13 protein-coding genes and 1 tRNA gene are annotated in these 16,439 nt (G+C 56.0%); all 14 read left to right on the top strand.

The window, feature by feature from the left end; all coding sequences use genetic code 11:
* Positions 1-612: EF-Tu C-terminal domain-related protein (locus EKA13_RS22085; protein WP_083199881.1), on the top strand; the 612-nt coding region annotated here is incomplete at its 5' end.
* Positions 613-666: 54 nt separating this feature from the next.
* Positions 667-742 (top strand) — tRNA-Trp (locus tag EKA13_RS22080).
* A gap of 45 nt (positions 743-787) precedes the next feature.
* A complete protein-coding gene (gene secE, locus EKA13_RS22075) occupies positions 788-1,156 on the top strand; it encodes a preprotein translocase subunit SecE (RefSeq protein WP_065761374.1) in 369 nt (122 codons plus the stop codon).
* Between the two features lie 9 nt (positions 1,157-1,165).
* Positions 1,166-1,699 carry a transcription termination/antitermination protein NusG gene (gene nusG, locus EKA13_RS22070; protein ID WP_065761373.1) on the top strand — a complete coding sequence of 178 codons (534 nt, stop codon included), beginning with the start codon at positions 1,166-1,168 and terminating at the stop codon, positions 1,697-1,699.
* A 117-nt stretch (positions 1,700-1,816) separates the two neighbouring features.
* The gene (rplK, locus tag EKA13_RS22065; protein ID WP_065761372.1) at positions 1,817-2,248 is read left to right on the top strand and encodes a 50S ribosomal protein L11; all 432 of its coding nucleotides are present in this window, start codon (positions 1,817-1,819) and stop codon (positions 2,246-2,248) included.
* Positions 2,248-2,943, top strand: a complete 696-nt coding sequence (rplA, locus tag EKA13_RS22060; RefSeq protein ID WP_065761371.1) for a 50S ribosomal protein L1 — start codon at positions 2,248-2,250, stop codon at positions 2,941-2,943. The genes rplK and rplA overlap by 1 nt, the downstream gene beginning before the upstream one ends.
* A 200-nt stretch (positions 2,944-3,143) precedes the next feature.
* Positions 3,144-3,644: a 50S ribosomal protein L10 gene (gene rplJ, locus EKA13_RS22055; RefSeq protein ID WP_065761370.1), complete on the top strand. Its 501-nt coding sequence runs from the start codon at positions 3,144-3,146 to the stop codon at positions 3,642-3,644.
* 80 nt (positions 3,645-3,724) lie between these two features.
* On the top strand, positions 3,725-4,087 hold the full coding sequence (gene rplL, locus EKA13_RS22050; protein WP_065761369.1) for a 50S ribosomal protein L7/L12: 363 nt from the start codon (positions 3,725-3,727) through the stop codon (positions 4,085-4,087).
* A 218-nt stretch (positions 4,088-4,305) separates the two neighbouring features.
* Entirely contained in the window at positions 4,306-8,379 is a 4,074-nt protein-coding gene (rpoB, locus tag EKA13_RS22045) for a DNA-directed RNA polymerase subunit beta (protein WP_065761368.1), read from the top strand.
* Positions 8,380-8,444: 65 nt separating this feature from the next.
* Complete coding sequence (rpoC, locus tag EKA13_RS22040; protein ID WP_065761367.1) at positions 8,445-12,644, top strand: DNA-directed RNA polymerase subunit beta'; 4,200 nt, start codon at positions 8,445-8,447, stop codon at positions 12,642-12,644.
* A gap of 208 nt (positions 12,645-12,852) precedes the next feature.
* On the top strand, positions 12,853-13,224 hold the full coding sequence (rpsL, locus tag EKA13_RS22035; RefSeq protein WP_003186084.1) for a 30S ribosomal protein S12: 372 nt from the start codon (positions 12,853-12,855) through the stop codon (positions 13,222-13,224).
* Positions 13,225-13,344: 120 nt separating this feature from the next.
* Positions 13,345-13,815 (top strand): 30S ribosomal protein S7, encoded by a 471-nt coding sequence (gene rpsG / locus EKA13_RS22030; protein ID WP_003246741.1) that lies wholly within the window; start codon positions 13,345-13,347, stop codon positions 13,813-13,815.
* A gap of 30 nt (positions 13,816-13,845) precedes the next feature.
* Positions 13,846-15,978, top strand: a complete 2,133-nt coding sequence (gene fusA, locus EKA13_RS22025; protein WP_065761366.1) for an elongation factor G — start codon at positions 13,846-13,848, stop codon at positions 15,976-15,978.
* Between the two features lie 30 nt (positions 15,979-16,008).
* On the top strand, positions 16,009-16,439 hold a 431-nt coding region (locus EKA13_RS22020), incomplete at its 3' end, for a GTP-binding protein (RefSeq protein ID WP_125862958.1).

Below are 16,439 nucleotides of genomic sequence, written 5' to 3'. Positions count from 1 at the left end.
CTGGTTGAAACCCTGGATAGCTACATCCCGGAGCCAGAGCGTGCCATCGACAAGCCGTTCCTGATGCCAATCGAAGATGTGTTCTCGATCTCGGGTCGCGGTACTGTTGTTACTGGTCGTATCGAGCGTGGTATTGTCCGCGTTCAAGATGCTCTGGAAATTGTTGGTCTGCGCGACACTGCCACCACCACCTGCACTGGTGTTGAAATGTTCCGCAAGTTGCTCGACGAAGGTCGTGCTGGCGAGAACTGCGGCGTTCTGCTGCGTGGTACTAAGCGTGACGACGTTGAGCGTGGTCAGGTTCTGGTTAAGCCAGGTTCGGTTAAGCCGCACACCAAGTTCACCGCAGAAGTTTACGTTCTGAGCAAGGAAGAAGGCGGCCGTCATACTCCGTTCTTCAAAGGCTACCGTCCACAGTTCTACTTCCGTACTACTGACGTGACTGGTAACTGCGAGCTGCCAGAAGGCGTTGAAATGGTAATGCCAGGTGACAACATCCAGATGACTGTCACTCTGATCAAAACCATCGCAATGGAAGATGGTCTGCGTTTCGCTATCCGTGAAGGCGGTCGTACCGTCGGCGCTGGTGTGGTTGCAAAGGTTCTCGAATAAGTAGTTGATTTATTTCTATCGGGCCGGCATAATGGTCGGCCTGATTAAGCTTTTAGGTCAGTAGCTCAATTGGCAGAGCGACGGTCTCCAAAACCGTAGGTTGGGGGTTCGATTCCCTCCTGACCTGCCAGATTCACCTCGTGTGTCTGGCTTTCTTTTCACAGGATCCTCCTAGATGACTTCCAAGTCTGAAGCCCAAGACTCTCGTTTTGATCTGCTCAAGTGGCTTGCTGTTGTCGCTTTGGTGATCGTAGGCGTTGTTGGTAACCAATACTACAGCGCATCCCCGATTCTGTACCGCGTAATCGCGCTCCTTGTTCTTGCTGCTGCTGCTGCCTTCGTTGCGCTGCAGACGGCTAAGGGTAGGTCGTTTTTTGCGCTGGCTAAGGAAGCTCGTACCGAGATTCGTAAAGTTGTATGGCCAACCCGCCAAGAAACCACTCAGACCACCCTTATCGTAGTGGCGGTCGTTCTGGTTATGGCGCTGCTGTTGTGGGGGCTTGATTCCCTGCTCGGTTGGTTGATTTCGTTGATTGTCGGCTAAGGGTGTCCCGTGGCTAAGCGTTGGTACGTCGTGCATGCTTACTCGGGTTACGAGAAGCATGTCATGCGCTCGTTGATCGAGCGCGTAAAACTGGCTGGCATGGAAGACGGTTTCGGCGAAATTCTGGTCCCGACCGAAGAAGTGGTCGAGATGCGCAATGGCCAGAAGCGCAAGAGCGAGCGTAAGTTCTTTCCAGGCTACGTATTGGTTCAGATGGACATGAACGAAGGGACTTGGCACTTGGTCAAGGATACCCCTCGCGTCATGGGCTTCATCGGTGGTACAGCAGATAAACCTGCGCCTATCACTGATAAAGAGGCAGAAGCGATTCTCCGTCGTGTTGCTGATGGCAGCGACAAGCCGAAGCCGAAGACGTTGTTCGAGCCGGGCGAGGTCGTTCGTGTCATCGACGGTCCGTTCGCTGATTTCAACGGCACTGTCGAAGAAGTTAACTACGAGAAGAGCAGGCTGCAGGTCGCAGTGCTCATTTTCGGACGCTCTACTCCGGTGGAGCTCGAGTTCAGTCAGGTCGAGAAGGTCTGACTGAACCCAGCATCCCATACCCCGCAGCCTTGTGCTGCGGGGTTTTGTCGTCACTGGGATAAAACGTAAGTAATCCGGGGAGCCATCAGGCGTTCGTACCCGATATTGGAGTAGCTCATGGCTAAGAAGATTCAGGCTTACATCAAGCTGCAAGTAAAGGCCGGCCAGGCCAACCCAAGCCCACCCGTTGGTCCTGCACTGGGTCAACACGGTGTGAACATCATGGAATTCTGCAAGGCCTTCAACGCCCGTACTCAGGGTCAAGAACCAGGTCTGCCGACTCCAGTGATCATCACTGTTTACAGTGACCGCAGCTTCACCTTCGAAACCAAGAGCACCCCTGCTTCGGTTCTGCTGAAGAAAGCAGCTGGCCTGACCAGCGGTTCGGCTCGTCCGAACACTGTCAAGGTTGGTACTGTGAACCGCGCTCAGCTGGAAGAGATCGCAAAAGCTAAGAAAGCTGATCTGACTGCCGCTGACCTGGAAGCAGCCGTGCGTACCATCGCCGGTTCTGCTCGCAGCATGGGCCTCAACGTGGAGGGTGTGTAATGGCTAAGCTGACCAAGCGCCAAAAGGCCATCGCTTCGAAGGTTGAAGCTGGCAAAGTTTACAACTTTGAAGACGCAGCAGCTCTGCTGGCCGAACTGTCCACTGTGAAGTTCAGCGAGTCCTTCGACGTTGCAGTCAACCTCGGTGTTGACCCGCGTAAATCTGACCAGGTTGTTCGCAGCGCAACTGTGCTGCCGCACGGCACTGGCAAGACCGTACGCGTAGCTGTCTTCACTCAGGGTCCAGCTGCTGAGGCCGCTCTGGCTGCCGGCGCTGACCGTGTAGGTATGGACGATCTGGCTGCCGAAATGAAAGGCGGCGATCTGAACTATGACGTCGTTATTGCCTCCCCGGACGCAATGCGTGTTGTAGGTCAGTTGGGTCAGGTACTGGGTCCTCGCGGCCTGATGCCAAACCCGAAGGTTGGTACTGTAACTCCAGACGTAGCTACCGCGGTTAAAAACGCCAAGGCTGGTCAGGTTCGTTATCGCACCGACAAAAACGGCATCATCCACACCTCCGTTGGCAAAGTCGGCTTTGATGCTGTCAAGCTGAAGGAAAACGTTGAAGCCCTGATCGCTGATCTGAAGCGTATCAAGCCAGCTTCTTCGAAAGGTATCTACGTCAAGCGCGTTACCCTGAGCACCACTATGGGCCCAGGTCTGGTCATCGATCAGAGCTCGCTGAGCGCGTAAGACATCGGTGGGTGCGAGCGATCGCGCCCGCTTTGCAAAATTGGGGTCCCTGCCTGGCGGGGGCTATCCAAGACCGTAGGCGACGCAAGTCTTAAACCTCAAGCCTACGCAGATGGTGCTCCCGATTCCTTACCGAATCAGACACCAAAACGACATTCGGCCTCGGTCGAATGAAACGGTAACAAGCAGGAGTTAAACCCGTGGCAATTAAACTCGAAGACAAGAAGGCCATCGTCGCTGAAGTCAACGAGGCTGCCAAAGCTGCTCTGTCCGCTGTCGTGGCTGATGCCCGTGGCGTGACTGTAGGCGCTATGACCGGACTCCGTAAAGAGGCTCGTGAAGCTGGCGTTTACGTACGTGTTGTACGTAACACCCTGCTCAAGCGTGCAGTTGCTGACACTGAATACAGTGTCCTCAACGACGCCTTCACCGGCCCGACCTTGATCGCGTTCTCCAACGAACATCCAGGCGCTGCTGCCCGTTTGTTCAAGGAATTCGCTAAAGGTCAGGACAAGTTCGAGATCAAGGCAGCTGCGTTCGAGGGCAAGTTCCTCGCAGCAAACGAGATCGACGTGTTGGCTTCGCTGCCAACTCGCGACGAAGCCATTGCAAGGCTGATGAGCGTGATTCAAGGCGCTACCAGCAAGCTGGCTCGTACTTTGGCGGCCGTTCGCGACCAGAAAGAAGCTGCTGCTGCCTAAGGCACCGCAAGCGCTTTCGAAATCATACGTTTAATTTGATGGCTGCGTAGGCTGTCACCCCAATACAGGAATTTATAGTCATGTCTCTGACTAACGAACAAATCATCGAAGCAATCGGCCAGAAAACCGTTCTGGAAGTTGTTGAGCTGATCAAAGCAATGGAAGAAACCTTCGGCGTTACCGCTGCTGTTGCCGCTGCTGGCCCAGCTGCTGCCGCTGCCGTTGTTGAAGAGCAAACCGAGTTCACCGTTAAACTGGTTGAAGCCGGCGACAAGAAAGTAAACGTCATCAAGGCTGTTCGTGAAGCCACCGGTCTGGGCCTGAAAGAAGCCAAGGCTGTTGTTGACGACCTGGGCGTCGTGAAAGAGAACGCTTCGAAAGAAGAAGCTGAAGCTCTGAAGAAAGCTCTGGAAGAAGCAGGCGCTAAAGTCGAAGTTAAGTAACTCCGACTTTGCGTATCCAGCCCAAGCGTTAAGCGAACGGCTGATGGCTGGTGGCTCTTGCCACCGGCCTTTTTCCGTTATTGGCGGCCGACCAGGTCGGCCCCGATAACGAGCTGCAACCACCGAGACGGTGGCGCAAACCAAGGGGTTTGCACGATTTTCTGGCTGCTTCCGTCGGGAGGAGCCAAACAAGCAGGTGACCAAGCTGGGGAACGCTGATGGCTTACTCATACACTGAGAAAAAACGTATCCGCAAGGACTTTAGCAAGTTGCCGGACGTCATGGATGTGCCTTACCTCCTGGCCATCCAGCTGGATTCGTATCGTGAATTCTTGCAAGCGGGAGCGACCAAAGATCAGTTCCGCGACGTGGGCCTGCATGCGGCCTTCAAATCGGTTTTCCCGATCATCAGCTACTCCGGCAATGCTGCCTTGGAGTACGTTGGCTATCGTCTGGGCGAACCGGCTTTTGATGTCAAAGAATGCGTACTGCGCGGCGTAACCTTCGCCGTACCACTGCGGGTGAAGGTGCGTCTGATCATTTTCGACAAAGAGTCGTCGAACAAAGCGATCAAGGACATCAAAGAGCAAGAAGTCTACATGGGTGAAATCCCCCTGATGACTGAAAACGGTACCTTCGTTATTAACGGTACCGAGCGTGTTATCGTTTCCCAGCTGCACCGTTCGCCAGGTGTGTTCTTCGACCACGACCGTGGCAAGACTCACAGCTCTGGCAAACTGTTGTACTCGGCTCGGATCATTCCTTACCGTGGTTCGTGGTTGGACTTCGAATTCGACCCGAAAGACTGCGTATTCGTTCGTATCGACCGTCGCCGCAAGCTGCCGGCTTCGGTGCTGCTGCGCGCGCTGGGCTACAGCACTGAAGAAGTGTTGAACGCTTTCTACACCACCAACGTTTTCCATGTTTCCGGTGAAAAACTCAGCCTGGAACTGGTTCCTCAGCGTCTGCGTGGCGAAATCGCAGTCATGGACATCCATGACGAGACCGGCAAGGTGATCGTGGAGCAGGGCCGTCGTATTACTGCCCGCCACATCAACCAGCTCGAAAAGGCAGGCGTCAAGCACCTGGACGTTCCAATGGAATACGTCTTGGGTCGCACCACCGCCAAGGCCATCGTGCACCCGGCTACCGGCGAAATCCTGTGTGAGTGCAACACCGAACTGACCACCGAGCTGCTGATCAAGATCGCCAAGGCTCAGGTTGTCCGTATCGAGACGCTCTACACCAACGATATCGACTGCGGTCCGTTCATTTCGGATACCCTGAAAATCGACTCTACCGGCAACCAGCTGGAAGCCCTGGTCGAGATCTACCGCATGATGCGTCCAGGCGAGCCGCCAACCAAGGACGCTGCCGAGACCCTGTTCAACAACCTGTTCTTCAGCGCCGAGCGGTACGATCTGTCCGCTGTTGGCCGCATGAAGTTCAACCGTCGTATCGGTCGTACCGAGATCGAGGGTTCGGGCGTACTGAGCAAGGAAGACATCGTCGAGGTTCTGAAGACCCTGGTCGACATTCGTAACGGCAAAGGTATCGTCGATGACATCGACCACCTGGGTAACCGCCGTGTACGTTGTGTTGGCGAAATGGCTGAGAACCAGTTCCGTGTTGGCCTGGTGCGCGTCGAGCGTGCGGTCAAGGAACGTCTGTCGATGGCAGAAAGCGAAGGCCTGATGCCGCAAGACCTGATCAACGCCAAGCCGGTTGCGGCTGCGGTGAAAGAGTTCTTCGGTTCGAGCCAGCTGTCCCAGTTCATGGACCAGAACAACCCGCTCTCCGAAATTACCCACAAGCGTCGTGTCTCTGCACTCGGCCCTGGCGGTCTGACTCGTGAGCGCGCGGGCTTTGAGGTTCGTGACGTACACCCGACTCACTACGGTCGCGTTTGCCCGATCGAGACCCCTGAAGGTCCGAACATCGGTCTGATCAACTCCTTGGCCGCATATGCGCGCACCAACCAGTACGGCTTCCTGGAAAGCCCGTACCGTGTGGTGAAAGAGGGCGTTGTTACCGACGAAATCGTGTTCCTGTCGGCGATCGAAGAAGCAGATCACGTCATCGCTCAGGCTTCGGCCGCGATGAACGATAAGAAGCAACTGATCGATGAACTGGTAGCCGTTCGTCACCTGAACGAATTCACCGTCAAGGCGCCGGAAGACGTCACCCTGATGGACGTTTCGCCGAAGCAGGTAGTTTCGGTTGCAGCGTCGCTGATTCCGTTCCTCGAGCACGACGACGCCAACCGTGCGTTGATGGGTTCGAACATGCAGCGTCAAGCTGTACCAACCCTGCGTGCTGACAAGCCGCTGGTCGGTACCGGTATGGAGCGCAACGTAGCACGCGACTCCGGCGTTTGCGTTGTGGCTCGTCGTGGTGGCGTTATCGACTCCGTCGATGCCAGTCGTATCGTGGTCCGTGTTGCCGATGATGAAGTCGAAACCGGCGAAGCGGGTGTCGACATCTACAACCTGACCAAATACACCCGCTCTAACCAGAACACCTGCATTAACCAGCGTCCGCTGGTGAGCAAAGGTGATCGCGTCGAGCGTGGCGACATCATGGCTGACGGTCCGTCCACCGATATGGGTGAACTGGCACTGGGTCAGAACATGCGCATCGCGTTCATGGCATGGAACGGCTTCAACTTCGAAGACTCCATCTGCCTGTCCGAGCGTGTGGTTCAGGAAGACCGTTTCACCACGATCCACATTCAGGAACTGACCTGTGTGGCCCGTGACACCAAGCTTGGCCCAGAGGAAATCACCGCGGACATCCCGAATGTGGGTGAAGCTGCGCTGAACAAGCTGGACGAAGCCGGTATCGTTTATGTTGGTGCTGAGGTTGGCGCTGGCGATATTCTGGTCGGCAAGGTCACGCCAAAAGGCGAGACTCAACTGACTCCGGAAGAAAAACTGCTGCGTGCGATCTTCGGTGAGAAGGCTAGCGACGTTAAAGACACCTCCCTGCGCGTGCCGACCGGCACCAAAGGTACTGTCATCGACGTTCAGGTCTTCACCCGTGATGGTGTCGAGCGCGATAGCCGTGCGCTGTCCATCGAGAAGATGCAGCTGGACGAAATCCGTAAAGACCTCAACGAAGAGTTCCGTATCGTCGAAGGGGCAACCTTCGAGCGTCTGCGTGCAGCCCTGAATGGTCAGATCGTTGAAGGTGGTGCGGGCCTGAAGAAAGGCACCGAGATCACTAACGAAGTTCTGGACGGTCTGGAGCACGGCCAGTGGTTCAAACTGCGCATGGCCGAAGACGCGCTGAACGAGCAGCTGGAGAAGGCCCAGGCCTACATCGTTGATCGTCGCCGTCTGCTGGACGACAAGTTCGAAGACAAGAAACGCAAGCTGCAGCAGGGCGATGACCTCGCTCCTGGCGTACTGAAGATCGTCAAGGTCTACCTGGCAATCCGTCGTCGCATTCAGCCGGGCGACAAGATGGCTGGTCGTCACGGTAACAAGGGTGTGGTCTCCGTGATCATGCCTGTCGAAGACATGCCGCACGATGCCAACGGTACGCCGGTAGACGTGGTACTCAACCCGCTGGGTGTACCATCGCGTATGAACGTCGGTCAGATCCTGGAAACCCACCTGGGCCTCGCGGCCAAGGGCTTGGGCGAGAAGATCAACCGCATGCTCGAAGAGCAGCGTAAAGTCGCTGAACTGCGTAAGTTCCTCACCGAGATCTACAACGAAATCGGTGGTCGTCAGGAGAACCTGGAGTCGTTCACCGACCAGGAAATCCTTGACCTGGCCAAAAACCTGAAAGGCGGTGTGCCAATGGCAACTCCGGTCTTCGATGGTGCCAAGGAGCAAGAAATCAAGGCCATGCTGAAACTGGCAGACATGCCAGAAAGCGGCCAGATGCAGCTGTTCGACGGTCGTACCGGCAACAAGTTCGAGCGTCCAGTGACCGTTGGTTACATGTACATGCTCAAGCTGAACCACTTGGTGGACGACAAGATGCACGCGCGTTCCACTGGTTCTTATAGCCTGGTTACTCAGCAGCCGCTGGGTGGTAAGGCGCAGTTCGGTGGTCAGCGTTTCGGGGAGATGGAAGTGTGGGCGCTGGAAGCATACGGCGCGGCATACACCCTGCAAGAAATGCTCACAGTGAAGTCGGACGACGTGAACGGTCGGACCAAGATGTACAAAAACATCGTGGACGGCGATCACCGTATGGAGCCGGGCATGCCCGAGTCCTTCAACGTGTTGATCAAAGAGATTCGTTCGCTCGGTATCGATATCGATCTGGAAACCGAATAACACGTGACGCGAATCGGGAGCGTGGCTGAACAAGCCCGCTCCCTGCTCCGCCAGGAGGAAAGGCCTTGAAAGACCTACTGAATTTGCTGAAAAACCAGGGTCAAGTCGAAGAGTTCGACGCCATCCGTATCGGATTGGCCTCGCCTGAGATGATCCGTTCGTGGTCGTTCGGTGAAGTTAAAAAACCGGAAACCATCAACTACCGTACGTTCAAACCCGAGCGTGACGGTCTGTTCTGCGCCAAGATTTTTGGTCCAGTCAAGGACTACGAGTGCCTGTGCGGTAAGTACAAGCGCCTGAAGCACCGTGGTGTTATCTGTGAGAAGTGCGGCGTTGAAGTCGCCCTGGCCAAGGTTCGTCGTGAGCGCATGGCGCACATCGAGCTGGCCTCTCCGGTTGCCCACATCTGGTTCCTGAAGTCCCTGCCGTCGCGTATCGGCTTGCTGATGGACATGACCCTGCGTGATATCGAACGTGTTCTCTACTTCGAGAGCTATGTCGTTATCGATCCAGGCATGACCACCCTTGAAAAGGGTCAACTGCTGAACGATGAGCAGTACTTCGAAGCGCTGGAAGAGTTCGGCGACGACTTTGACGCTCGTATGGGTGCCGAAGCTGTACGTGAGCTGCTGCACGCTATCGATCTGGAGCACGAAATTGGCCGCCTGCGCGAAGAGATTCCGCAGACCAACTCGGAAACCAAGATCAAGAAGCTGTCCAAGCGTCTGAAGCTGATGGAGGCCTTCCAGGGCTCCGGCAACCTGCCTGAGTGGATGGTTCTGACCGTTCTGCCGGTTCTGCCGCCAGATCTGCGCCCATTGGTTCCGCTGGACGGCGGTCGTTTCGCGACCTCCGACCTGAACGATCTGTATCGTCGGGTGATCAACCGTAACAACCGTCTGAAGCGCCTGCTCGACCTGTCCGCGCCAGATATCATCGTGCGCAACGAAAAGCGCATGCTGCAGGAAGCGGTCGACGCACTGCTCGACAACGGCCGTCGTGGCCGCGCCATCACTGGCTCGAACAAGCGTCCTCTGAAATCCCTGGCTGACATGATCAAGGGTAAGCAAGGTCGTTTCCGTCAGAACTTGCTCGGTAAGCGCGTTGACTACTCTGGCCGTTCGGTAATTACCGTAGGTCCGACCCTGCGTCTGCACCAGTGCGGTCTGCCGAAGAAGATGGCTCTGGAGCTGTTCAAACCATTCATTTTCGGCAAGCTGGAGATGCGCGGTCTGGCGACCACCATCAAGGCGGCCAAGAAAATGGTCGAGCGCGAGCTGCCAGAGGTCTGGGACGTTCTTGCCGAAGTGATTCGCGAACACCCCGTACTGCTTAACCGTGCACCGACCCTTCACCGTCTGGGTATCCAGGCTTTTGAACCGGTACTGATCGAAGGTAAGGCTATCCAGCTGCACCCGTTGGTCTGTGCTGCGTACAACGCCGACTTCGACGGTGACCAGATGGCCGTTCACGTGCCTCTGACGCTGGAAGCCCAGCTGGAAGCGCGCGCGCTGATGATGTCGACCAACAACATCCTGTCGCCAGCCAACGGTGAGCCGATCATCGTTCCTTCGCAGGACGTGGTACTGGGTCTGTACTACATGACCCGTGAAGCCATCAACGCCAAGGGCGAAGGTCGCGTTTTTGCTGACCTGCAGGAAGTCGACCGCGTGTTCCGCGCTGGTGAGGCCGCTCTGCACGCCAAGATCAAGGTTCGTATCAACGAAACCGTCAATGATCGTGATGGTGGCAGCGTCAAGAACACCCGTATCGTCGACACAACCGTTGGCCGTGCGCTGCTGTTCCAGGTGGTTCCGGCCGGCCTGTCGTACGACGTGGTCAACCAGCCGATGAAGAAAAAGGCGATCTCCAAGCTGATCAACCAATGCTACCGCGTTGTTGGTCTGAAAGAGACCGTGATCTTCGCTGACCAGTTGATGTACACCGGTTTTGCCTACTCGACCATTTCTGGCGTTTCTATCGGTGTTAACGACTTCGTTATCCCGGATGAGAAAGCCCGCATCATCGGTACTGCTACCGACGAAGTGAAAGAGATCGAGAGCCAGTACGCTTCCGGCCTGGTAACCCAGGGCGAGAAGTACAACAAGGTAATCGACCTGTGGTCGAAGGCGAACGACGAAGTTTCCAAGGCGATGATGGCCAACCTCTCGAAAGAGAAGGTTATCGACCGTGATGGCAACGAAGTCGAGCAAGAGTCCTTCAACTCCATGTACATGATGGCTGACTCCGGTGCTCGGGGTTCGGCAGCTCAGATTCGTCAGTTGGCCGGTATGCGTGGTCTGATGGCCAAGCCGGACGGCTCGATCATCGAGACGCCGATCACCGCGAACTTCCGTGAAGGTCTGAGCGTACTGCAGTACTTCATCTCGACTCACGGTGCTCGTAAGGGTCTTGCGGATACCGCGTTGAAGACTGCGAACTCCGGTTATCTGACGCGTCGTCTGGTAGACGTTGCGCAGGATCTGGTAGTGACCGAGATCGATTGCGGCACCGAACAGGGCCTGCTGATGACGCCGCACATTGAAGGTGGCGACGTCGTTGAGCCGCTGGGTGAGCGTGTACTTGGTCGTGTAATTGCCCGTGACGTATTCAAGCCTGGCACCGACGAAGTCATCGTCCCTGCTGGCACTCTGGTAGACGAGAAGTGGGTTGAGTTCATCGAGCTGAACAGCATCGATGAAGTTATCGTGCGCTCGCCGATCAGCTGTGAAACCCGTTACGGTATCTGTGCCAAGTGCTACGGTCGTGACCTGGCTCGCGGTCATCAGGTCAACATCGGTGAGGCTGTCGGCGTTATCGCTGCCCAGTCGATCGGTGAGCCTGGTACCCAGCTGACCATGCGTACGTTCCACATCGGTGGTGCTGCGAGCCGTACTTCGGCTGCCGACAGCGTCCAGGTGAAGAACGGCGGTATGGTTCGCCTGCACAACCTCAAGCAGGTTGAGCGTGCCGATGGCAATCTGGTCGCTGTCTCGCGTTCCGGTGAGCTGGCCATTGCCGACGAATTCGGTCGTGAGCGTGAGCGCTACAAGCTGCCTTACGGTGCTGTGATTTCGGTCAAGGAAGGTGACAAGGTCGACGCTGGCGCGATCGTTGCCAAGTGGGACCCGCACACCCACCCGATCGTTACCGAAATGAAAGGTACCGTGACCTTCGTGGGCATGGAAGAAGGCATTACCATCAAGCGTCAGACCGACGAATTGACTGGTTTGACCAACATCGAAGTATTGGACGTTAAAGACCGTCCGGCTGCAGGTAAGGAAATTCGTCCTGCAATCAAGATGGTCGACGCCAATGGCAAGGATCTGCTGCTGCCGGGTACCGATGTACCAGCTCAGTACTTCCTGCCGGCGAACGCCCTGGTTGGTGTTGCTGACGGTGCGCAAATCGGTGTGGGTGACGTTATTGCACGTATCCCGCAAGAAACTTCCAAGACCCGTGACATCACCGGTGGTCTGCCGCGCGTTGCCGACTTGTTCGAAGCGCGTCGTCCGAAGGAAGCGTCGATTCTCGCGGAAGTCAGCGGTACCATTGCATTCGGTAAAGAAACCAAGGGCAAGCGCCGCCTGGTTATCACTCCGAACGATGGCAGCGAGCCGTACGAAGAGCTGATTCCGAAGTGGCGTCACCTGAACGTCTTCGAAGGCGAACAAGTGAACCGTGGTGAAGTTATCTCCGACGGTCCAAGCGATCCGCACGACATCCTGCGTTTGCTGGGTGTGAGCGCGCTGGCCAAGTACATCGTCAACGAGATTCAGGACGTTTACCGTCTGCAAGGCGTTAAGATCAACGACAAGCACATCGAGACCATCCTGCGTCAGATGCTGCGTAAGGTTGAGATCGCCGAGTCGGGTGATTCCAGCTTCATCAAGGGCGACCAGATGGAGTTGACCCAGGTACTGGTAGAGAACGAGCGCTTGGCTTCTGAAGACAAGTTCGTCTCCAAGTTCTCGCGCGTACTGTTGGGTATCACCAAGGCTTCGCTCTCCACCGAGTCGTTCATCTCGGCGGCCTCCTTCCAGGAGACCACCCGAGTGCTGACCGAAGCGGCGGTAACCGGCAAGCGCGATTACCTGCGCGGCCTGAAAGAGAACGTGGTCGTAGGTCGTCTGATCCCGGCCGGTACCGGTCTGGCTTACCACAGCGAGCGCAAGCGTCGCCGTGATGCCGACAAGCCGCTGCGTGTAAGTGCCAGTGAGGTGGAAGCCGCACTGACTGAAGCGCTGAACTCCAGCGGCAACTAAGCGTAGGGCCCTGGTGGCCTCACTCCGGTCGTCGGTGACTGTTATTGTCACCGACAGCCGGGGAGGGGAGGCTGGGGCCTTGCCTTGCCTTGACTGGGGACAAGATCCTCTTTAGACTCTTGTACCCCTAAATTTGGTGGGACTTCGTCCTGCCATTTTGCTTTTCTTGCAAGACAATAGCGTCGCAAGACAACAGTGGAGCTAGTAGATGGCAACTATCAACCAGCTGGTACGTCAGCCGCGTAAGCGTATCGTCGAGAAATCCGACGTTCCTGCGCTGCAGAACTGCCCGCAACGTCGTGGCGTATGCACTCGTGTGTACACCACCACGCCGAAAAAACCTAACTCGGCACTGCGTAAAGTATGCCGTGTGCGTCTGACCAACGGTTTCGAGGTTTCCTCGTACATCGGTGGTGAAGGCCACAACCTGCAAGAGCACAGCGTGGTGCTGATTCGTGGCGGTCGTGTAAAAGACTTGCCAGGTGTTCGTTACCACACCGTTCGCGGTTCCCTGGATACCTCCGGCGTCAAAGGTCGTAACCAAGGCCGTTCGAAGTACGGTACCAAGCGTCCGAAGTAATCGGCCGTTTGCAGCAGTTTGCAGTTATTCATTTTATTGAGTCGATAAGAGTAAGGTCGGGCACGCACCCAGTGGGTCAGGTGTCCCGGGCTAACCTGAAGACCGTTTGAGGGCTTATCAATGCCAAGACGTCGTGTAGCAGCCAAGCGTGAGATTCTGGACGATCCGAAATACGGAAGCCAGATTCTCGCCAAGTTCATGAACCACGTGATGGAAAGCGGCAAGAAGGCCGTAGCCGAGCGCATCGTTTACGGTGCTCTGGATACCGTCAAAGCACGCAAGAACAGCGATCCCCTGGAAATCTTCGAGAAAGCTCTCGACGCCATCGCTCCGCTGGTCGAAGTAAAGTCGCGCCGTGTTGGCGGTGCCACTTACCAGGTTCCTGTTGAAGTTCGTCCATCCCGTCGTAACGCGCTGGCAATGCGCTGGCTGGTAGACTACGCCCGCAAGCGTGGCGAGAAGTCCATGGCGCTGCGCCTGGCCGGCGAACTGCTGGATGCTGCTGAAGGCAAAGGTGCTGCAGTCAAGAAGCGTGAAGACGTACACCGTATGGCTGAAGCCAACAAGGCTTTCTCGCACTACCGCTTCTAATCACAGCATCAATTTTTTTGCGAGGGCTTTATGGCTCGTACTACAGCAATTAACCGCTACCGTAACATCGGTATCTGTGCGCACGTTGATGCGGGCAAGACTACCACTACCGAGCGGATCCTGTTCTACACAGGCCTGAGCCACAAAATGGGCGAGGTGCATGATGGCGCCGCGACCACCGACTGGATGGTTCAGGAGCAGGAGCGGGGTATTACCATTACCTCTGCTGCCGTTACTACCTTCTGGAAAGGTTCCCGTGGTCAGTACGACAACTACCGCGTAAACGTCATTGATACACCAGGCCACGTTGACTTCACTATTGAAGTAGAGCGTTCCCTGCGTGTACTCGACGGTGCTGTCGTTGTGTTCTGCGGTACCTCCGGTGTTGAGCCTCAGTCCGAAACCGTATGGCGTCAGGCCAACAAGTACGGTGTTCCACGTGTTGTTTACGTGAACAAGATGGACCGTGCAGGTGCTAACTTCCTGCGCGTAGTTGGTCAGATCAAGAACCGTCTGGGTCACACCCCGGTTCCTGTCCAGCTGGCTATCGGTTCGGAAGAGAACTTCGAAGGTCAGGTTGATCTGATCAAGATGAAGGCGATCTACTGGAACGAAGACGACAAGGGCACCACCTATCGCGAGGAAGAAATTCCTGCTGATATGCTGGAGCTGGCTGAAGAGTGGCGCGCCAATATGGTCGAAGCTGCTGCTGAGGCCAACGAAGAGCTGATGAACAAGTACCTTGAAGAAGGTGAGCTGTCCGTCGAAGAAATCAAGGCTGGTCTGCGTGCTCGCACCCTGGCTAGCGAGATCGTTCCGGCTGTCTGCGGCTCTTCCTTCAAGAACAAGGGTGTTCCTCTGGTTCTTGACGCCGTTATCGACTTCCTGCCTGCTCCGACCGAGATCCCTGCAATTCAGGGTATCCACCCGGACAACATCGACGACGAAAGCGCTCCGAAAATCGAGCGTCACGCTAGCGATGATGAGCCGTTCTCGGCTTTGGCGTTCAAGATCGCTACCGACCCATTCGTTGGTACTCTGACTTTCGTGCGCGTCTACTCGGGCTTCCTGAGCTCTGGTGACTCCGTGATCAACTCGGTCAAGGGCAAGAAAGAGCGCGTTGGTCGTATGGTGCAGATGCACGCCAACCAGCGTGAAGAGATCAAGGAAGTACGTGCAGGCGACATCGCTGCGCTGATCGGCATGAAAGATGTCACCACTGGTGATACCCTCTGTGACGCCGACAAGCCGGTAATCCTTGAGCGTATGGATTTCCCTGAGCCGGTAATTTCGGTAGCTGTTGAGCCGAAAACCAAGCAGGATCAGGAAAAGATGGGTATCGCACTGGGCAAGTTGGCTCAGGAAGACCCGTCGTTCCGCGTCAAGACCGACGAAGAAACCGGCCAGACCATTATCTCGGGTATGGGCGAGCTTCACCTGGACATCCTCGTTGACCGCATGAAGCGCGAGTTCAACGTTGAAGCCAACATCGGTAAGCCACAGGTTTCCTACCGCGAGCAGATCACCAAGGACAACGTCGAGATCGAAGGTAAGTTCGTCCGTCAGTCCGGTGGTCGCGGTCAGTTCGGTCACTGCTGGATTCGCTTCTCGCAGCCAGACGTGGACGATAAGGGCAACATCACCGAAGGCCTGGTTTTCACTAACGAGGTTGTGGGTGGTGTGGTTCCGAAGGAATACATCCCGGCTATCCAGAAGGGTATCGAAGAGCAGATGAAGAACGGCATCGTTGCCGGCTATCCGCTGATCGGCCTGAAGGCAACCGTGTTTGATGGTTCCTACCACGACGTCGACTCCAACGAGATGGCGTTCAAGGTGGCGGCCTCCATGGCGACCAAGCAGCTGGCCACGAAAGGCGGCGGTAAAGTGCTTGAGCCGATCATGAAGGTGGAAGTTGTGACCCCTGAGGACTACATGGGTGACGTGATGGGTGACCTGAACCGTCGTCGTGGTCTGATCCAGGGTATGGAAGATTCGGTGTCCGGCAAGGTTGTCCGTGCTGAAGTTCCGCTCGGAGAGATGTTCGGTTATGCGACCGACGTTCGTTCCATGTCTCAGGGTCGCGCGAGCTACTCCATGGAATTCTCCAAATACGCTGAGGCTCCGTCGAACATCGTCGAAGCGCTCGTTAAAAAACAAGGCTGATTCAGTCCTTTAGGCTAGGAGTTAATTGTCGTGGCTAAAGAAAAATTTGATCGTTCCCTTCCGCACGTCAACGTTGGCACCATCGGTCACGTTGACCATGGTAAAACCACTCTGACTGCTGCTCTGACTCGCGTCTGCTCCGAAGTTTTCGGTTCGGCTGTTGTCGAATTCGACAAGATCGACAGCGCTCCAGAAGAGAAAGCTCGCGGTATCACCATCAACACCGCGCACGTCGAGTACAACTCGAACATTCGTCACTACGCTCACGTTGACTGCCCAGGTCACGCTGACTACGTGAAGAACATGATCACCGGTGCTGCTCAGATGGACGGCGCTATCCTGGTTTGCTCGGCCGCCGATGGTCCGATGCCACAAACCCGTGAGCACATCCTGCTGTCCCGTCAGGTAGGCGTTCCGTACATCGTGGTCTTCCTGAACAAGGCTGACCTGGTAGACGACGC

It is taken from the genome of Pseudomonas defluvii (assembly GCF_001695625.1).
In the GTDB taxonomy this organism is placed as follows: Bacteria; Pseudomonadota; Gammaproteobacteria; order Pseudomonadales; family Pseudomonadaceae; genus Aquipseudomonas; species Aquipseudomonas defluvii.
Note: the sequence above shows the minus strand (reverse complement) of the source record. Positions and strands in the feature narration are given on the sequence as shown.

Bases quoted from the DNA above. Each gene is read 5' to 3' on its own strand.
- rpsL (WP_003186084.1), top strand. From the start codon at position 12,853: ATGGCAACTATCAACCAGCTGGTACGTCAGCCGCGTAAGCGTATCGTC.
- rplA (WP_065761371.1), top strand. From the start codon at position 2,248: ATGGCTAAGCTGACCAAGCGCCAAAAGGCCATCGCTTCGAAGGTTGAA.
- rplL (WP_065761369.1), top strand. From the start codon at position 3,725: ATGTCTCTGACTAACGAACAAATCATCGAAGCAATCGGCCAGAAAACC.
- fusA (WP_065761366.1), top strand. From the start codon at position 13,846: ATGGCTCGTACTACAGCAATTAACCGCTACCGTAACATCGGTATCTGT.
- secE (WP_065761374.1), top strand. From the start codon at position 788: ATGACTTCCAAGTCTGAAGCCCAAGACTCTCGTTTTGATCTGCTCAAG.
- rplK (WP_065761372.1), top strand. From the start codon at position 1,817: ATGGCTAAGAAGATTCAGGCTTACATCAAGCTGCAAGTAAAGGCCGGC.
- rpoB (WP_065761368.1), top strand. From the start codon at position 4,306: ATGGCTTACTCATACACTGAGAAAAAACGTATCCGCAAGGACTTTAGC.
- rpsG (WP_003246741.1), top strand. From the start codon at position 13,345: ATGCCAAGACGTCGTGTAGCAGCCAAGCGTGAGATTCTGGACGATCCG.